Annotated in this window: 19 protein-coding genes, 1 tRNA gene and 1 pseudogene; 4 read left to right on the forward strand and 17 right to left on the reverse strand. The window is 66.2% G+C overall.

Annotated features, from left to right (window positions below; all coding sequences use genetic code 11):
* Positions 1-3: 3 nt before the first annotated feature.
* Genes GTK09_RS19145 through GTK09_RS19170 form a run of 6 tightly spaced genes read right to left on the reverse strand, consistent with a single transcriptional unit; the run spans position 4 to position 3,808 of the window.
* Positions 4-564, reverse strand: coding sequence for a Uma2 family endonuclease (locus tag GTK09_RS19145; protein ID WP_163465044.1), 561 nt, complete (start codon positions 562-564; stop codon positions 4-6).
* 37 nt (positions 565-601) lie between these two features.
* On the reverse strand, positions 602-1,792 hold the full coding sequence (locus GTK09_RS19150) for an NADH-quinone oxidoreductase subunit D (protein ID WP_163465045.1): 1,191 nt from the start codon (positions 1,790-1,792) through the stop codon (positions 602-604).
* Complete coding sequence (locus GTK09_RS19155; RefSeq protein WP_163465046.1) at positions 1,785-2,222, reverse strand: GFA family protein; 438 nt, start codon at positions 2,220-2,222, stop codon at positions 1,785-1,787. Before GTK09_RS19155 ends, GTK09_RS19150 begins: the two co-directional genes overlap by 8 nt.
* Before the next feature lie 15 nt (positions 2,223-2,237).
* Positions 2,238-2,822 carry an NADH-quinone oxidoreductase subunit C gene (locus GTK09_RS19160; protein ID WP_376768019.1) on the reverse strand — a complete coding sequence of 195 codons (585 nt, stop codon included), beginning with the start codon at positions 2,820-2,822 and terminating at the stop codon, positions 2,238-2,240.
* Between the two features lie 36 nt (positions 2,823-2,858).
* A complete protein-coding gene (locus tag GTK09_RS19165; protein ID WP_163465048.1) occupies positions 2,859-3,452 on the reverse strand; it encodes a NuoB/complex I 20 kDa subunit family protein in 594 nt (197 codons plus the stop codon).
* Entirely contained in the window at positions 3,443-3,808 is a 366-nt protein-coding gene (locus tag GTK09_RS19170) for an NADH-quinone oxidoreductase subunit A (protein ID WP_163465049.1), read from the reverse strand. Before GTK09_RS19170 ends, GTK09_RS19165 begins: the two co-directional genes overlap by 10 nt.
* Positions 3,809-4,117: 309 nt before the next feature.
* On the opposite strand from GTK09_RS19170, the gene GTK09_RS19175 reads away from it, so the two are divergent.
* A complete protein-coding gene (locus GTK09_RS19175) occupies positions 4,118-4,432 on the forward strand; it encodes a hypothetical protein (protein ID WP_163465050.1) in 315 nt (104 codons plus the stop codon).
* A 164-nt stretch (positions 4,433-4,596) separates the two neighbouring features.
* Here GTK09_RS19175 and GTK09_RS19180 read toward each other — a convergent pair.
* Positions 4,597-4,673: transfer RNA gene (locus tag GTK09_RS19180), tRNA-Asp, on the reverse strand.
* 537 nt (positions 4,674-5,210) lie between these two features.
* Between GTK09_RS19180 and GTK09_RS19185 the strand changes: the two genes are divergently transcribed.
* Positions 5,211-6,437, forward strand: a complete 1,227-nt coding sequence (locus GTK09_RS19185) for an aminotransferase (RefSeq protein WP_163465051.1) — start codon at positions 5,211-5,213, stop codon at positions 6,435-6,437.
* Positions 6,430-7,483, forward strand: a pseudogene (gene speB, locus GTK09_RS19190) (agmatinase). The gene GTK09_RS19185 and the pseudogene speB overlap by 8 nt, the downstream one beginning before the upstream one ends.
* A gap of 285 nt (positions 7,484-7,768) precedes the next feature.
* Here the strand turns inward: speB and GTK09_RS19195 are convergent.
* From GTK09_RS19195 to GTK09_RS19240, 10 genes are all read right to left on the reverse strand, one after another.
* A complete protein-coding gene (locus GTK09_RS19195) occupies positions 7,769-9,070 on the reverse strand; it encodes a M23 family metallopeptidase (protein ID WP_163465052.1) in 1,302 nt (433 codons plus the stop codon).
* Between the two features lie 160 nt (positions 9,071-9,230).
* Positions 9,231-9,884, reverse strand: coding sequence for an rRNA adenine N-6-methyltransferase family protein (locus GTK09_RS19200; protein WP_163465053.1), 654 nt, complete (start codon positions 9,882-9,884; stop codon positions 9,231-9,233).
* Positions 9,881-10,636, reverse strand: a complete 756-nt coding sequence (gene surE, locus GTK09_RS19205) for a 5'/3'-nucleotidase SurE (protein WP_163465054.1) — start codon at positions 10,634-10,636, stop codon at positions 9,881-9,883. Before surE ends, GTK09_RS19200 begins: the two co-directional genes overlap by 4 nt.
* Before the next feature lie 3 nt (positions 10,637-10,639).
* Positions 10,640-11,920 (reverse strand): serine--tRNA ligase, encoded by a 1,281-nt coding sequence (gene serS, locus GTK09_RS19210; protein WP_163465055.1) that lies wholly within the window; start codon positions 11,918-11,920, stop codon positions 10,640-10,642.
* A gap of 47 nt (positions 11,921-11,967) precedes the next feature.
* Positions 11,968-12,786, reverse strand: coding sequence for a twin-arginine translocase subunit TatC (tatC, locus tag GTK09_RS19215; protein WP_163465056.1), 819 nt, complete (start codon positions 12,784-12,786; stop codon positions 11,968-11,970).
* Positions 12,783-13,319 (reverse strand): Sec-independent protein translocase protein TatB, encoded by a 537-nt coding sequence (gene tatB, locus GTK09_RS19220; RefSeq protein WP_376768016.1) that lies wholly within the window; start codon positions 13,317-13,319, stop codon positions 12,783-12,785. The genes tatC and tatB overlap by 4 nt, the downstream gene beginning before the upstream one ends.
* 100 nt (positions 13,320-13,419) lie before the next feature.
* Positions 13,420-13,653 (reverse strand): twin-arginine translocase TatA/TatE family subunit, encoded by a 234-nt coding sequence (locus GTK09_RS19225; protein WP_163465057.1) that lies wholly within the window; start codon positions 13,651-13,653, stop codon positions 13,420-13,422.
* Positions 13,654-13,695: 42 nt separating this feature from the next.
* Positions 13,696-14,820, reverse strand: coding sequence for an ABC transporter ATP-binding protein (locus GTK09_RS19230; protein WP_163465058.1), 1,125 nt, complete (start codon positions 14,818-14,820; stop codon positions 13,696-13,698).
* Between the two features lie 176 nt (positions 14,821-14,996).
* Positions 14,997-16,019, reverse strand: coding sequence for a beta-N-acetylhexosaminidase (gene nagZ, locus GTK09_RS19235; RefSeq protein WP_246218004.1), 1,023 nt, complete (start codon positions 16,017-16,019; stop codon positions 14,997-14,999).
* A 140-nt stretch (positions 16,020-16,159) separates the two neighbouring features.
* Positions 16,160-17,389, reverse strand: coding sequence for an SPOR domain-containing protein (locus tag GTK09_RS19240; RefSeq protein ID WP_163465060.1), 1,230 nt, complete (start codon positions 17,387-17,389; stop codon positions 16,160-16,162).
* A 48-nt stretch (positions 17,390-17,437) separates the two neighbouring features.
* Between GTK09_RS19240 and GTK09_RS19245 the strand changes: the two genes are divergently transcribed.
* Positions 17,438-17,728, forward strand: coding sequence for a hypothetical protein (locus tag GTK09_RS19245; protein WP_163465061.1), 291 nt, complete (start codon positions 17,438-17,440; stop codon positions 17,726-17,728).
* The last annotated feature ends 2 nt before the right edge of the window (positions 17,729-17,730 follow it).

A 17,730-nucleotide genomic window follows, 5' to 3' on the forward strand; every position in this document is an offset into this window, starting at 1 on the left:
GGTTCAGCCGGCGAAAAGCGCCTCGACGGCGATGGTGATCCCGGGCGGCGTCAGTTCGATCGTCGCGTCCCTGCCGAGGATGCGGCTGACGATCTCGCCCGGCGTCTGCGAGCGAAACTGGTGGAGCACCCTCCCCTCGGCGGGAAACAGGACGAGGTAGTGTTCGACCGATGCCAGCGAGAAGTAGTCGAGCGTCTTCTTGCTCTCCGGGCTTTGCGGCGAAGCCACCTCGACCACCACGACGGGGTTCTCCGCGATCAAGGCGTTCGGATCGTAGGGCCCACAGTGGATGAGCGCGTCCGGTTCGCGCAGGGTCGTTTCGTCAATGCGGACACTGACGCCGTCGATGAAGGCGTGGCAGTCGCTCCTGCCGGCCCTTTTGAGTGCCGACTTGAGAGCCACCACGGCCGAAAACTTGGTCTCGGCGTGGATGATCCTCTCGGACTCCATCCGCGCCAACCTGCCGCCGACCAGTTCATAGCGCTCGCCCGCCGGCAGGTCCTGCGACCAGGCCAGAAACTCGTCCACACTCATCGGTGCCGTCGGCAGGGCTCGGGTGTTCATCCTTTCAATTTCGCATTCCGTAACGTCGGCCGCAACGTCAGCGATCGACCTCGCCGAACACGATGTCGAGCGTACCGAGAATGGCCGAGACGTCCGCCAGGAGATGCCCCTTGCACAAGCCGTCCATCGCCTGCAGATGGGCGAAGCCGGGCGCCCGCACCTTGCATCGATAGGGCTTGTTGGTTCCGTCCGAGACCAGATAGACGCCGAACTCGCCCTTCGGCGCCTCGACTGCGGCGTAGACTTCGCCCTCCGGCAGGTGGAAGCCCTCGGTATAGAGCTTGAAGTGATGGATCAGCGCTTCCATCGAGCGCTTCATCTGGCCCCGCTTCGGCGGCACCAGCTTGCCGTCGGTCGCCGCGACGGGGCCCTGCCCGTCGGCGCTCGACAGCTTCTCCACGCACTGCTTCATGATCCTGGCGGCTTCGCGCATCTCGACCATCCGGATCAGGTAGCGGTCGTAGCAGTCGCCGTTCTTGCCGACGGGAATGTCGAATTCCATTTCGTCGTAGCACTCGTAGGGCTGCGACTTGCGCAGGTCCCATGCCGCGCCCGATCCGCGCACCATGACGCCGGAAAAGCCCATGGCCCAGGCGTCTTCGAGGTTGACGACGCCGATGTCGACGTTGCGCTGCTTGAAGATGCGGTTGTCGGTCAGAAGCTCCTCGAGGTCGTCGCAGACCTTCAGGAAGGGATCGCACCACGCCCCGATATCGTCGATGAGCGCCTGCGGAATGTCCTGATGGACACCGCCCGGCCGGAAATAGGCCGCATGCAGCCGCGAGCCCGACGCGCGTTCGTAGAACACCATCAGCTTCTCGCGCTCTTCGAACCCCCAGAGCGGCGGTGTCAGAGCGCCGACGTCCATCGCCTGCGTGGTGACGTTGAGCAGATGCGACAGGATCCGGCCGATCTCGCTATAGAGCACTCGGATCAACTGGGCGCGCCGCGGCACGGTCACACCTGCCAACCGCTCGATGGCGAGGCAGAAGGCATGCTCCTGGTTCATCGGCGCGACGTAGTCGAGGCGGTCGAAATAGGGGATCGCCTGGAGATAGGTCTTGTGCTCGATCAGCTTCTCGGTGCCGCGATGGAGCAGCCCGATATGCGGATCCACCCGCTCGACGATCTCGCCGTCGAGCTCGAGCACGAGGCGCAGAACGCCATGGGCAGCGGGATGCTGCGGACCGAAGTTGATGTTGAAGTTGCGGACGTCGATCTCAGCCATTCGGCTTGTCCTCTGCGGAGGCGAACTGGGCCAGGAACTCGGCCCCGGTCATCGACTCCGTCTCGTTGGCGAAGGCATACCAGTCCGGCTTGGAGTCGATGAAGATCTGCTTCGTCAGCACCGCCTCCGTCAGATCATCGAAAGCCATGGCCGAAATGGCGTAGTGGGCGGCATCCTTGGAGCGCCAGAACAGCGTCGAGCCGCAGCGGTTGCAGAAGCCGCGCTCGCCCCAGCCCGAGGATTCGTAGATGCCGAGAAGATCGGTCCCCGCGACGACGACGTTTTTCGACGCCTCGACCGCCAAAAAAGGTCCGCCCGCCCAGCGCCGGCAGATATCGCAATGGCAGGCGCCGACCTCCTGGTTGTCGAGATCGGCGTCGATGCGGACGCCGCCGCAAAGGCACTTGGCCTGGAGTTGCTTGGCAGCCATGGCTTCCTCCGCTCTTTATTGTCGCTTCGCCTTCTCGTCGCCCGGCAGCACGTATTCGGTGCCTTCCCAGGGCGACAGGAAGTCGAAGTTGCGGAACTCCTGTCTGAGCTCCACGGGTTCGTAGACCACCTGCTTCTTCTCTTCGTCGTAATGCACTTCGACGAAGCCGGTGAGCGGGAAGTCCTTGCGCATCGGATGGCCTTCGAAGCCGTAGTCCGTCAGGATGCGGCGAAGGTCCGGGTGGCCGGTGAAGAGGATCCCGTAAAGGTCGTAGGCCTCCCGCTCGAACCAGTCGGCGGCGGGAAAGACGTCGGAGATCGACGGCACCGGATCGTCCTCGGCGGTACGGACCTTGACGCGTACCCGCTGGTTCTGGCGCGGCGACAAAAGGTGATAGACCACCTCGAAGCGCCTCTCCCGGCCCGGATAGTCGACGCCGCAGAGATCGATGAAATTGACGAACTGGGTCTGCGGGTCGTCGCGCAGGAGCGTCATCACCCGGACGATGTCCTGCGGGGCGACGACGAGGGTCAACTCGCCGAAGCGATGCTCGCTCGAATCGAGCTTCTCGCCGAGCGTCTCGGCCAGATAGTCGGCCATGTCGGTGGTGGCGAATTCACGCATGACGCGGCCTTCTTACCGTTCGATGGTGCCGGTGCGGCGGATCTTCTTCTGCAGGAGCAGGACGCCGTAGAGCAACGCCTCGGCGCTCGGCGGACAGCCCGGCACATAGATGTCGACGGGCACGACCCGGTCGCAGCCACGGACCACGGAATAGGAGTAGTGGTAGTAGCCGCCGCCATTGGCGCAGGAACCCATCGAAATGACGTAGCGCGGCTCCGGCATCTGGTCGTAGACCTTGCGCAGCGCCGGCGCCATCTTGTTGGTCAAGGTGCCGGCGACGATCATCACGTCGGACTGGCGGGGCGAAGCGCGCGGTGCGAAGCCGAACCGCTCGGCGTCGTAGCGCGGCATCGACATCTGCATCATCTCGACTGCGCAGCAGGCAAGGCCGAAGGTCATCCACATGAGCGAGCCGGTGCGCGCCCACTGGATCAGTTCGTCCGTCGAGGTGACGAGGAAGCCCTTGTCGGCCAGTTCCTCGTTGACTTCGGTGACGAACGGATCCTGCCGCTGGGCGATGGGCAGGCCCGGCGCGGCGGCGGCCGCACCCGTCCCCGCCTCGGGGGCGAGCGAAGCGAAGGGCTTGTCGCCGATGATCAATCCCATTCCAGTGCGCCTTTCTTCCATTCGTAGACGAAGCCGACCGTCAGGACGCCGAGAAACACCATCATCGACCAGAAACCGAACCAGCCGAGGGTCCCGAAGCTCGCCGCCCAGGGAAACAGGAAGGCGACCTCGAGATCGAAGATGATGAACAGGATCGACACCAGATAGAAGCGGACGTCGAACTTCATGCGCGAGTCGTCGAAGGCGTCGAAGCCGCACTCGTAGGCCGAGAGCTTCTCGTCGTCCGGCGCCTTGAAGGCGACCAGGAACGGCGTGACCAGCAACGCCAGGCCGATGACCAGAGCGACGCCGACGAAGATCACGATCGGCAGATAGGAGGCGAGGAGTGCGCTCATCGGACCATTTTCATCCTCGGTGACGGTCGAGGCTGCGGACGAGACGTCCGCGCCACAAGGATCGGCGGCCGGAGGACGAACCGCCATGCCGCATTGCGGCGAGGGTTATCCCCTTCTTAGAATGTGTGCAAGGCGTCTCTGGCGCAAGGATCTGAGGGCAATCGGTTTTATCGTGTCCGGGAGATGATTTGCGATGGCCGCCAGACGTTTATGCGACCTCCGGCGGAAGGCTTGCCAGGCGCGGTCGATCGCCGCAAGGATAAGCCCGTCCCGGTGACGGGTGCCGGGCAACGCACAGGAGGCGATCCGATGACGGATTCGGCGAAGGGCGGCTGGTTGCCGATGGCGACGGCGAGACGGGACGGCGAGCGCATCCTGGTGACGGTGCGCGGCGGCGAGCAAGGGGCGGCGGAGGTCGACACGGTGCGCTACCAGACGATCCGCGGATCGGACGAGCGCGGCTGGGTGGCGACGGATACCGGCCCGGATGCGCTGGTCACCTATGACGAGGACGAGCTCATCGCCTGGATGCGCTGGCCGCAGCCGACGGCGCATTCGCCCGCTCTCGATCTCCCCGCACCAGCCGACGCGGCTGACTTCGAGGATGCCGGGTCGGGCATCTGAGCCGCGGGTGTCCGGGCGACACCGTTCCGGCCAAGCCGGCAAGGCGCTCTGGCAGCCGTTCGGATGACGGACGGGATGCTTGCCGCGCGCGACCGGCCGCCTTCGCACAGAGCGAATTACGGTTGATGGCACTTGACCTGATTTCGAGGAGGCAGAAGAAGAAATGGCGCGAGTGACGGGGCTCGAACCCGCGACCTCCGGCGTGACAGGCCGGCACTCTAACCGACTGAGCTACACCCGCGCTTCGCCGCCCGGAGGCGGCTTGTGAGGCGGTCGTTTACGGAGAAGCGGGGGCGCTGTCAAGCGACATGGCGCAAACGTTTCACGACGACCGCACAAGCCGACATGAAACCTTCATGCAAGGCCTCTTCAGGCGGTTTTGGAAGACTTCGGAGAGACACGAGCAAACGAATCGGGCCGGGCGGGCGGGCGCGAATCGCTTCTCGATTCCCGGCACACGACCGATGCCAACCGATTCTCTCATCGGCAAGGCGACGGCGTCGTCGTTTGGCCCGAGCATTGTGCGAGGAAGGGCACGATCGGACGGGGGCTGACCGGTCTCGCCTCGCCCGGTCGCGCGCCATTCTGTTTTCCGGCCACATCGTCTATGAGGGCCCGCTGATCGAGCGCAGCGAACATGCAGATGTCGCCGGTGACCTCGCCTCGAAGAGCAGCTGCCGAAGTGAGCCGGCAGTCGTTGACGGCGGCTGTTTCGACGACGCCGGCAACGGGCGCCACCAGGAGAACATCCGGGCCCACTGGAAGCAAAGGAGCGTACATGACCCCGCCTCGGCCGAATCCGCTGCTGACGGCCGTCTCCGCGCCGCCCATCGCCCAGGCCGTCAAATGGGCGGGCGCTTATGACGGCCGTCTCGGAGCCCTGATCAACTGCAGCCAGGCCGTACCGAACCATGCGCCACCAGCGGCGTTTTCCGACCGCCTCGCGGAGGCCGCGGCCAGCCCGGCTACGGCTCGCTACGGCGACATCCTCGGCGACACGCCGCTGCGGACGGCCTATGCCGAACATGTCTCCGGCATTTACGGCACACCGATCGGCGCCTGCCAGATCGCCATCACAGCGGGCTGCAACCAGGCCTTCTTCGCGGCGATGATCGCCGTTGCCGGGGCAGGCGACGCGGTCGTCCTGCCGACGCCCTGGTACTTCAACCACCAGATGACGCTGGACATGCTCGGGATCGAGAAGCGCGCGCTGTCGACGCAGGCCGAGAACGGCTTTCTGCCCAATCCGGAGGACTTCGAGACGCTGATCGACGGCCGAACCCGGGCGCTGGTTCTCGTCAGCCCGAACAATCCGACCGGCGCGGTCTATCCGCCGGCGCTCATCGCCGAACTCTTCCGGATCTGCGTGCGCCGCGGGCTCTATCTCGTCCTTGACGAGACCTATCGCGACTTCTTGCCGCCCGAGGCAGGCGCACCGCACGCGCTGTTTGCCGATCCGCGCGCCGAAACCAACCTCGTCGGGCTCTATTCCTTCTCGAAGGCCTATGCGATTCCCGGTCACCGGATCGGCGCACTGATTGGCGGCGGCACGATCGTCGGCGAGATCGAGAAGGTCGTCGACAGCTTGCAGATCTGCGCGCCGCGGCCGGCGCAGGCGGCACTGCCATGGGCGATCGAGGAACTGGCGGACTGGCGGATCGCGAACGCTGCAGTGATCGCCGCGCGGGCGCGCCTGTTCGAAGCCATGATCGCCGATGTTCCCGGCTGGACGCTCGACCAGATCGGCGCCTATTTCGCCTATGTCCGCCATCCTTTCCCCGGTCGTCCGGCCGCGACGGTGGCTGCCGAACTCGCCCACAATTGCGGCATCCTCGCCTTGCCCGGCTCGTTCTTCGGTCCTGATCAGGAAGGGCATCTGCGGATCGCCTTCGCCAACGTATCGGAGGACGGTATTGGCGAGATCATGCGGCGGCTTGCGCTCGGCGGTCTCGGCGGCGCGACCGGGCAGACAGACCCCACCAAGGAGGTTTCGGCCCATGGATGACGACAAGCTCGCGACACTCCGCCAGCGCTTTGCCGGCGACAACGAGCGAAAGATCTACGACGCGGGCTTTGCCGCCGTCGCCGACCGCCTGTTCGATCCCGAAGGGCACCCGCGTCGCACCCTATGCAGGCCTGCCGACGCTGCTCGACGTCGCTTACCGGGCGATCGACTGGAATGCGCCCGACTTCGGCGATCTCGCCGTGGCGATGATCGGCGTGCCGATGGATCTCGGCGTCACCAACCGCAACGGCTCGCGCTTCGGGCCGAGGGCGCTGCGGACCATCGAGCGCGTCGGGCCTTATAACCGCGTCCTGAAGACCATGCCGACCCACGAGATCCCCGTGGCCGATATCGGCGACGTGCCGTTCCGCTCGCGGTTCGATCTGGCGACGTCGCACGAGGACATCGAAAGGACGGCAGCAGCGATCGCCGAGGCCGGCGTCCTGCCGCTCTTCGTCGGCGGCGATCACTCGATCTCCCTGCCGATCCTGCGGGCGCTCGGCGCCCGGCGACCGGTCGGGATGATCCACATCGATGCCCATTGCGACACCTCCGGCCCGTTCGACGGCTGCAAGTTCCACCATGGCGGCCCGTTCCGCCAGGCCGTTCTCGACGGCGTGCTCGATCCCGAGCGGACGATCCAGATCGGCATCCGGGGCTCGTCGGAATATCTCTGGGAGTTCTCCTACGAGACCGGGATGACGGTGATCCACGCCGAAGAGATCGGCGATCTCGGCATCGCCGCCATCGTCGAAAAGGCCAAGGCGGTTGCAGGCGACGGCCCGGTGTACCTGTCCTTCGACATCGACAGCCTCGACCCCGCCTTCGCACCCGGCACCGGCACGCCCGAGATCGGCGGACTGACGAGCCGTGAGGCGCAGGCCATCCTCCGCGGGCTCGCGGGCGTCAATCTGATCGGTGGCGACGTGGTCGAGGTGGCCCCGCAATACGACGCGACGACTAACACCGCCCATGCCGGGGCGCAGATGCTGTTCGAGCTTTTGAGCCTTGCCCGGCTGTCCCCTGCCCTTTCCGGGCGGGGATGAAGTTCCGCACGGTATGACGAGCATCGGCCGCGCCGTCGACGCCGCGACCGAAAATCCCGGAAGGATGGCCCGAAATTCCTCCCTTCTCCGCGCTTGCCGGCAGTCCAGATTGCCGCCGAAAAGGGCCGGGATGCGGGTGCCGAAACGAGCAACCCGACCGCGAGGATTTCTCTCGCGATCGGGTTCCGTCACGCCTGGAGGTCGGCGAGCGACGCTGGATCGGACGCGTGTCCGAGAAGCGATCTGGAGCCGGCGGCGATGGGTCGCCGCCGGAAGGTTCGGTGCCTATTGCAGATATTTGGTCGGATCGACCGGGGAGGAGTTCTTGCGCACCTCGAAGTGCAGCATCGGCACGTCGGCATCACCGCTCATGCCCGACTGGGCGATGACCTCGCCGCGCCGAACGTCCGCGCCCTTCTTCACCTTCAGGTCGTCGGCGTGGCCGTAGACGGTGATGAGGCCGTTGTCGTGCTTGACGAGAACCGTGTTGCCGAATTCCTTGAGCCCGTCGCCGGCATAGATGACGACGCCGTTCTCGGCGGCCTTGATCGGCGTTCCCCGCGGCACGGAGATGTTGACGCCGTCATTGCGGCGACCGTCGACCTTTTCGCCGAAGCGATTGATGACGCGGCCCTGCACCGGCCAGCGGAACTGCGAGATGCCTGTGGAGTTCGGCGCCACCGCCGCGACTTCGCGCTCGGCTGCCTTCTGAACGGAACCGGTGGGCGCCGGATCGACGCTCGGCGCGGGAGACGCGATCCGGCTGCTCTTCTCCGCAACTTCCGGCTTCGACTGGGTGCGGACTTCGGCGACCTTCGTCGTCGTCTCGCTGGGCGTCGCGGCGGCAGCCGGCGAGGCCTTCGCTGCGGCGACGTCCTGCGTCCTTGCAGCCGGCATCTTGCCGCCAGCCGGGATCATCAGGGTCTGGCCGAGGCGGACCATGTCGGAATCGAGATTGTTGGCGCGGCGGATCGCATCGGCCGAGACGCCGGAACGGCGGGCGATGCCGCTCAGCGTGTCGCCCGAGGCGACCGTCACCGTGCCGGCAGCGGCACGCGATTGTTCGCTGCGCGTGGCGGCGGCGCCGCTGCGCTCATCCATCGGGCGCGGCTTCGGAGTGGCGAGGTTGCCCGCCTGCTGCTGGAGGGTCGTCGGCGGGGCGCCGCGGGTCGCCGGAACCTGCGAGGGAGCGGCGGCGGGCTCCAGGCGGCCGGCACTCGCCTGCGCCGAGCGAACCGGCTGCGGCGCGTTGACGGCATAGCCCGGCTCGCTACGGACCGGCGCCGGCTGGCCGCGGTAGGACGGCTCGGTCGGCGGCGGCAACTGGCCGCGCTGCATCGACTGGTTGCCGGCGGGATAGGCCGACGGCTGCGGGCCGGAGAGATAGCCGCCGCCGGAGGCCGGAGCGATCGCGCCGGTCGCCATGCCGTCCACCTGCCCTGGATAGGGCTGGGCGGCCGGGATCTGCTGCGACGGGACGGATTGGGGAACGGAACCGGTGTAGAAGCCGTCGTCGAAGCGAACGACATCGCCACTGCAGCCAGCGAACAGGCCAGCCATCGCGATGGCGGCAACGGAACCGAACATGCGTCGGCGCGAACGACTCAACACAGGTAAGCGCATTACAGTCCCTTTATCGAAAGCGTATTCCTTGGGGATCATTGAAGCGCGTTAATCTTACTGCCCGGTTAAGTCCGTTGACCAAAAGGTGAAATAAAAACAGCCGGCGGCCATCGAGGCCCCTCGTTCACAAGACGTCGGCCTTGCCGAAGGCGATCGCCTGATAACGCACGGGGCCGATATCCTCTCGCTCGAAGCGGCTGCCGATCTTCTTCAGCCGGACCAGCATTTGTTCGCCATCACCCGGCCCGATCGCGCAGATCAGCGACCCGTGCGGCGCCAGCTGGTCGAGAAACTGCTTGGGCGGCGCCGGAAAGGCGCTGTGGGTCACGATCCGGTGGTAGGGGCTGCCGCTGGCGAAGCCGTCGCGTCCGTCCTCGAAGATCGGCGTGACGTTGGCGATCCCGATGTCACGAAAGCGCTGGGAGGCGGCCTTGAGCAGTCGGCGATAGCGCTCGAAGGTAGTGACGTGGCCGACGATGCGCGCCAAAAGGGCGGTTACGTAGCCGCTGCCGGTGCCGATCTCCAGGATACGCTGCTCCGCCTCCGGCTCCATCGCGGCGACGATTCGGACGGCCGCGAGAGCGCCGGGCATGGTCTCACCGCAGGCGATCGGAGCCGTGCGGTCCTCGAAGGGATCGTCGATTCCAGACGGCAGGAACATCCGCCGGGGCACGGTCTCGACCGCCTTCAGAAGCGCCGGAGAGACGCCCGGCTCTCCCCTGAGGCGCACAAGGAACTCGGCAAGCCTTTCGCGGTCCACCCCCTCTGCCGGCGTCATTTCAGCGCTTCGGCCAGCCTGCCCCGCAGCGCCTCGGCCGTCAGGTCGAGCTGCAGCGGCGTCACCGAGATCATCCCGGCACTGAGGGCGGCAATGTCCGATTCGGCCACGTCCGGCCCGGCCTGTCGGCCGAATTTCAGCCAGAAATACGGAAAGCCGCGGCCGTCGTTCCGCTCTTCGATGCCGAGCGAATAGTCGAGCTTGCCCTGGCGGGTTACCGCAATGCCCTCGACGGCGTCGGCTGCGACGGCAGGGAAGTTGACGTTGAGTAGATGGCCGGGCGGCAGGTCGAAGGCCGCCAGTCTGTCGATGACGCCGGCGGCGTGGGTTTCCGCCGTATTCCACAGCGCGTCGCGGCCGGTTCCGGGCCGGAATGCCTGGCTGAGGGCCATGGAGCGGATGCCCAGCATCATGCCTTCCATGGCGCCCGCCACTGTGCCGGAATAGCTGATGTCCTCGCAGATGTTCTGGCCGGCATTGACGCCGGACAGGACGAGATCGGGCATCCCGTCCATCACCTTGCGCACCGCCATGATGACGCAGTCCGTCGGCGTGCCGCGCACCGCAAAGCGCCGTTCGCCGACCTTGCGCAGGCGCAGCGGCGAGGACAGCGTCAGGGAGTGCGACAGGCCGCTCTGGTCGGTTTCGGGGGCCACCGTCCAAACGTCGTCCGACAGGCTGCGGGCCACGCGTTCAAGAACGGCGAGACCCTCGGCCTCGATGCCGTCGTCATTGGTCAGGAGAATCCGCATGTCTCAGACCACCGCGAGCTTTTCGATACCGCCCATATAGGGCCTCAGAGCCTCGGGGACGGTGATCGATCCATCCTCGTTCTGATAATTCTCCATGACGGCGATCAGCGCCCGGCCGACGGCGACGCCGGAGCCGTTCAGCGTGTGGACGAAGCGCTGCGCCTTTTCGCCGGCGACCTTGTAACGGGCGTTCATCCGCCGGGCCTGGAAGTCGCCGCAGACGGAGCAGCTGGAGATCTCGCGATAAGTGCCCTGCCCCGGCAGCCAGACCTCGATGTCGTAGGTCATGCGGGCGCCGAAACCCATGTCGCCGGTGCAGAGCGTGACGACCCGGTAGGCGAGGCCGAGGCGCTTCAGGACCTCTTCGGCGCAGGCGGTCATCCGCTCGTGCTCCTCGACCGAGGAGTCCTCATCGGTGATCGACACCAGCTCGACCTTGTAGAACTGGTGCTGGCGCAGCATGCCGCGTTGGTCGCGCCCGGCCGCCCCCGCCTCGGAACGGAAGCAGGGCGTCAGCGCGGTGACGCGGAGCGGCAGTTCGGCCGCATCGAGGGTGCGCTCGCGCACCAGATTGGTGAGCGGCACCTCGGCGGTCGGGATCAGCCAGCGGCCCTCGGTGGTGTGGAAGAGATCCTCGGCGAATTTCGGCAGCTGGTTGGTGCCGAACAGCGCCTCGTCGCGCACCAGGAGCGGCACCGCGGTCTCGGCATAGCCGTGCTCGCCGGTATGGAGGTCGAGCATGAACTGGCCGAGAGCCCGCTCCAGCCGCGCCAGTTGGCCCTTGAGGATGGTGAAGCGCGAGCCGGAGATCTTCGCCGCCTGCTCGAATTCCATCATGCCGAGGGCTTCCCCGAGCTCGAAATGCTCCTTCGCCTCGAAGGCGAAGCGTGGCGGCTCGCCGACCCGCCGGATCTCGACGTTGTCCGCCTCGTCCCGGCCGACCGGGACGTCGTCGAAGGGAATGTTGGGGATCCGGGCCAGGACGTCCTCGAGGTCGGCGTCGATGCGCCGTTCGATCTCCTCGCCGTCCTGGATCTCGGCCTTGAGCTTGCCGACCTCTTCGATCAGCACGTCCGCCCGGGCGTTGTCGCCGGAACCCTTGGCCTTGCCGATTTCCTTGGACGCCTCGTTGCGTCGCCCCTGCAGATCTTGAAGGATCTTCAGGTGGTCACGGCGGCGTTCATCGAGCTTGATGAGATCGATCGCCGCCGGCGGCGCTCCGCGCTTTGCCAGCGCTTCGTCCAGCTTGGCCGGATTGTCCCTGATCCACTTGATATCGAGCATGTTTCCCTCGTCAAAGGCGGCGAGGGAGAGCGCCCGACAAAGCCAGATCAGGCTTGCGTCTGGGCCTCGCGCTGGGCGGCTTCTTCCGCCCGCTTCTTCTCGATCATCCGCGCCGCCAGGATGGAAATCTCGTAGAGAATGATCGTCGGCAGGGCAAGGCCGATCTGGGACAGGGGATCGGGCGGCGTGAGGATCGCCGCCGCAATGAAGGCGAGCACGATCGCATATTTGCGCTTCGACGCGAGCCCCGTCGACGAGGTCATGCCGGCCCTGACCATCAGCGTCGCGACGACGGGCAACTGGAAGACCAGACCGAAGGCGAAGATCAGCGTCATGATCAGCGAGAGATATTCGGAGACCTTCGGCAAAAGCTGAATGGTCGCTTCGCCGCCGGTGCCCGCCTGCTGCATCGACAGGAAGAACCACATCACCATCGGGGTGAAGAAGAAATACACGAGCGCCGCGCCCAGCCCGAACAGCACGGGCGTCGCCACGAGATAGGGCAGAAAGGCGCCCCGCTCGTTGCGATACAGCCCCGGCGCGACGAACTTGTAGATCTGCGTCGCGATGATGGGGAAGGCGAGAAAGAAACCGCCGAACGCGGCGATCTTCACCTGGGTGAAGAAGAACTCCTGCGGCGCAGTGTAGATCAGCCTGACGTCGTCGCCGTCGAGGCCCGCCCAGTTCGTCGCGATCTGATAGGGAATCACCAAAAGGTTGAAGATCGGCTTGGCGAAGTAGAAGCAGATCAGGAACGCCACGAAGAACCCGACGATCGACCAGATCAGCCGCTTCCTCAATTCGATGAGATGCTCGATCAGCGGCGCCGAAGACGCTTCGATCTCGCTGTCGTCGCGGGTACTCACGCCACGTCCCTCGCCTTCGCGACGCCATTCGCCTTGGCATCATGGGCGGGCTCGCCGCCGTTGTCCGACAATTTGGAATCAGATGCTGCGGACTCTGCCGAAGCGGGACCAGCCGGCGCAGGCTTGGCTTCGCCCTTTGCCGGTTCGGCCCCGGTCGCGCCATTCTTGACCGGGTCGCCCTCGGTCTTCGGCCTGTCCGACGCGCTAGGCACCTTCGGCTCCGGTGACGCGGTCGCGCTGTTGAGAGACGAGCGGATCTCGTCGCCGATCGCCTTCATCGGGTTCATCGCCTCGCGGATCGAATGACGGGGATCGAGCGAGCGAACGTCGTCGATGCCCTTGCGAACGTCATCGAGCTCGGCTTCCTTCAGGGCGTCGTCGAACTGACGACGAAAATCGCCGGCCATCGACCGGAACTGCTTCATCACGCGCCCGAAAGTGCGCAACATCCCCGGCAGGTCTTTAGGGCCGACGACGACCACGAGGACCACCGCGATTACCAGAATTTCGGACCAGCCGAGATCGAACAGCACTACTGAACTGCCTAGGACGTCGCGACGGCCCGGCCGCCACGACTTCGAGGAAAGACCCGCCGGAGCCTTCAGACCCCGGCGCTACCCGCGCGGAGCGTGATCAGCCCGCCGTCTTTTCGGTGTTCACGTCGCGAGCGACGACATCGCCCTCGCGCTGGTCGAGCGAGCGACGCTCGGCCGCCTTGGGCTCGGCGTCCTCGTCGGACATGCCCTTCTTGAAGCTCTTGATGCCCTTTGCGACATCACCCATCAGTTCCGGGATCTTGCCGCGCCCGAACAGGAGCAGCACCACGGCCAGAACGATCAGCCAATGCCAAATGCTGAAGCTACCCATACTCTTATCTCCCTCGAACGCGTTGATCGCCGTTCTTCGTAGCTAGCGATCCTCGGGTGTCTTTTCAAACACGATAACGTCCCGAGGATCAATGGAAACGACGACGTCGCGCCGATTTTCCGAAACGAGCCCCGCGCGCATTCGTGAGCGCAGCGGCTGGTCGAGCCCTTCGACGGCGACGGTGAACAGCTCGACACCGCCGAGAAACCGGCGCGCGACGATCCGGCCCTCGACCCCTCGGTCGGTTTCGTCGAGCCGCAAGCCCGTCAACCTCAGGGCCACAGTGACGCATGTACCGTCAGATGATGGCGAATCGGCGACGGGTCCGATCGGCGTGACGACACGGCCCGACCGGACCTCGCCGTCGAGGACGTTGAGTTCGGAAAAGAACCCGGCGGCAAAAAGACTGGCCGGCCTGCCGTACAGTTCCGCAGCGGTCCCGATCTGTACCAGGCGGCCGTCCTTGATCAGCGCGATCCTATCACCCAGGCGCATCGCCTCTTCGGCATCGTGGGTGACGATGATCGCCGTGGCGCGGCTTTCCCGGAGGATCTGCAACGTGTCGGTCCGGACGACGTCCTTGAGGCGGCTGTCGAGCCCCGAGAAGGGCTCGTCCATCAACAGCACCGACGGCCGCGGCGAAAGAGCCCGCGCCAGGGCGACGCGCTGCTGTTCGCCGCCGGACAGCATGTGTGGATAATTGCGCGCGGCATGATCGAGCCCGACCCGCTCCAGCGCCGCCATCGCCTCGCGCTTTGCCGCCGTGACCGAGAGGGCGTTGAGGCCGAAGCGGACATTGTCGAGAATGTTCATGTGCGGGAACAGGGCGAAGTCCTGGAACATCAACCCGACGCCGCGCTTTTCGGGCGTCACGAAGACGTTCGGACCGGCAATCTCACGCCCGTTCAGAAGCAGCCTTCCGGCCATCTGACGCTCGATGCCGGCAGCGATCCTCAGCATCGTCGTCTTGCCGGAGCCGGACGGCCCCAGCAGGCAAAGGATCTCGCCGGGCTTCGCCGCGAGGCTTATGCCGGAGAGAATCTCCGTCGAGCCGAAGCGATGACTGACGTCCTCGAAGGCAAGACTTGCGGCAAAGCTGACGCCGGCGCTGGTGCGCGGCCGCGCATGATCGCCGGTCTGTGCCTCGGATAAGGATTCTGCGCCCACGTCTCGCCCAACGGCTCCTGGAAGTCCGGCTGCCTGATTTCGCCCTGCGACCCGGACTGGAGCGCGGTGAGACGACGAAGTGCAAACCCGACGCGACCGGCTGGCCAGGCCGTATCTTGCCGATCCCCGTCCGTGCTGCCTAGCGACTCGGCCGACCCGGCGCAAGCCGGCCCGCGCTAGCCGACTTTGGCCATCAGCGATGTGTATTCGCCGCGGAGCGCTTCGAGGTCGGCCGTACCGGCCCCTCGCGCAATCACCGCCTCGCAGGCGTCGGCCCGGCGCTTCGCGTCGCCGGCCAGCGGCTGAGCGGCCCGGGCGACCCGACGCATCTCGTCCATCTCGCCGTTGCAGTGGAGAACCACGTCGCAGCCCGCCGTGAGCGCCGCTGCCGACAGATCGTAGAGATCGCCCGAAAGCGCCTTCATCGACATGTCGTCGCTCATCAACAACCCGTCGAAGCCGATCTCCGTACGGATGACCGAATCGATGACGATCGGCGACAGCGTCGCGGGAAAGGTCGGGTCGATGTCCGTGTAGAGGATGTGCGCCGTCATCGCCGCCGGCAGGGTGGCGAGCGCCCGGAACGGCGCGAAGTCGCTTTTTGCCAGATCGTTGCGTGCGGTGGCGACGCGGGGGAGTTCGAGATGGCTGTCGGCATTGCCGCGACCGTGGCCAGGAATATGCTTCATCACCGGCAGGACGCCGCCGGCCATCGCGCCGTCGGCAATCGCCCGTCCGAGCGTCGCGACGGCATCGGGATCATGGCCATAGGCACGGTCGCCAATCACCGAATGGGCGCCGGGCACGGGGACGTCGAGGCAGGGCACGCAGTCGGCGTTGATTCCATAGGCCATGACGTCGGCGGCAAGGAGCCGCCCCTGCAGCCAGGCGGCGCGCTCGCCCGCCTTCGGATCGGTGGCGAACAGCCGTCCGATATCGGCCGGCGTCGGATAGGCCGGCGCCATCGGCGGGCGGAGCCGGTTGATTCGTCCACCCTCCTGATCGATGAAGATCGGGGTGGTCTTTCTGCCACCGACGTCCTTCAGGGATCCGACGAGATCCGAGAGCTGTTTTTGCGAACCGATGTTTCGGCCAAAGAGGATGAAGCCCCAGGGTCGCTCGGCCTCGAAGAAGCGCCGCTCGTCGGCGGACAGCGTTTGGCCCAGCGGCGCGGCAATGAAGGCTTTGGAACCAGTCATCCTCTGTCTCGTCCTGAGGGAATCGGCAGACGGGGCCGGAGTGTTCCCTCCGTCCGCGCCGTCATTCGTTGCAATGGAATCGTCATCACCGCCGGCAAGGCGGGCGAGAAGTGCCGCCCCGCTGAGGCCGGCACTGACGCCTAACGCGACACGAAGCAGCTGCCGCCGGCGGATTTCAGGTCTTCGCAAAGCCGGGCGCCCTCGGTCTTGGAATCCACCGGAACCCGGACCCGGTAATAGGTACCCTTGCCCGGAATGTCGGCCGACTGGATGACGACGCTGCGGCCGGCGATGACGCTGCTGTAGCGCTGGCTGAGATTGCGCGAAGAGGCCTGCGCCGCGTCCTGCGAAGGCTGAGACGAGATCTGCACGTAAAAGCCGTCGTGAGACGAGGCGGCCGAAACGCTCGGCGCCGCCGGCTGGGGCTGCAGCGATGCCGTCTGCATCGGCTCAGGCTGCGGGGCGGCTGCGACGGGCTGTGCGGAGGCGACCGGAGCCGGCGCCGCGGCTGAGACCCGCGGCGCGTCACCGCCGCCGTTTCTCGGCCGAAGGGTCGGCACCGGCACGTTCGGCGCCGGAACGCCGGCTTCGGCCGCCGGGGTTGCCGTCTCCGTGCCTTCGCCTGCCGCAGTATCTTCACTGCTGGCGGCTATCGCGCTGACCGTCTCGTTGGCGACGCCCTGGTCGCTCTGCGACGCGCCGATCGTCTGCGCCACGTCGACCGGACGCGCGGCCGCCTGGATCAATGGGCCGCGATCTTCCTGGGCGGCTTCGCCGACCACCAACGTTCCATCGGGTCGCACCGAATAGGTCTTGGCGCGCCGGGGTGAAAGGACCGAGATGGCCGAGGCCTCGCTGTAGGAGTCGGCACCGCGGGCCGAAGCATCCGCGCCTTCGGTCTGCTCCGCCGCGTTCGCTGCGCCGACGCCGATCTCGACCCCGGGGAGATCGGAGATCGCCGCTTCCTCGCGCGGCAGGTCGATCGGCGTTTCCTCGGCGCTGACGAGCTGCTTCTGCTGGGGCGTGATGATCGCATCGCCGTCTTCGACGCGGTTGTAGACCATCTTGTTCTGGTTGGGGATCTCGCGACCGCCGGGGTTCTCAGGCTTGACCTTGACCGGATCCTGGTCGGCGCGAACGATCAGCACCGAACCATCTCCCGCCGTCCCCTGACTACCGCCAAGGAAATAGTACGCCCCGCTCGCCGCAAGCATCAGGGCGACGGCGCCGATGCCGGCGCCGACGAAGCTGCTCCGTGCCGCCGAACCACGCCCGGCGATGGCTGCCGCGCGCCGCGTCTCCCGCATCTCCTCCTCGTCGGAGAAGTCGCCGGCTTCCGGGTCTTCGGCGCCTTGAGACGGCGTCTCCAACCTCGATGCCCATTCGGGTGATTCCTTCGGCTCGGCCGCATCGACGGCATGGACGAAGGCGCTTTCGCGCGGCGCTTCCTGCTTGATGGCAGCAAGCTCGCTGGCGATGAGCTCGTCGAAATCGTCGAAGATCCGCGCATCCGCATTGTCTTCGGCGACGCTCGGCACGCGCTCGGGTGCGAAGGCTTCGGCATGATGAAACGTCGCCTGCCGAGGATTGGCCGGCTCAGAAAGGCCGAACAAGGCCTGCTCGAAATCGCGGTCGATCTCGCCAACCTGCTGCCCCGTCTTCGCGGCTGCGGCGGCTGCAGCGACGGGAACTGCAGCGACGGGGGCTGACG

The sequence above is a fragment of the Jiella pacifica genome, assembly GCF_010500815.1.
In the GTDB taxonomy this organism is placed as follows: Bacteria; Pseudomonadota; Alphaproteobacteria; order Rhizobiales; family Rhizobiaceae; genus Jiella; species Jiella pacifica.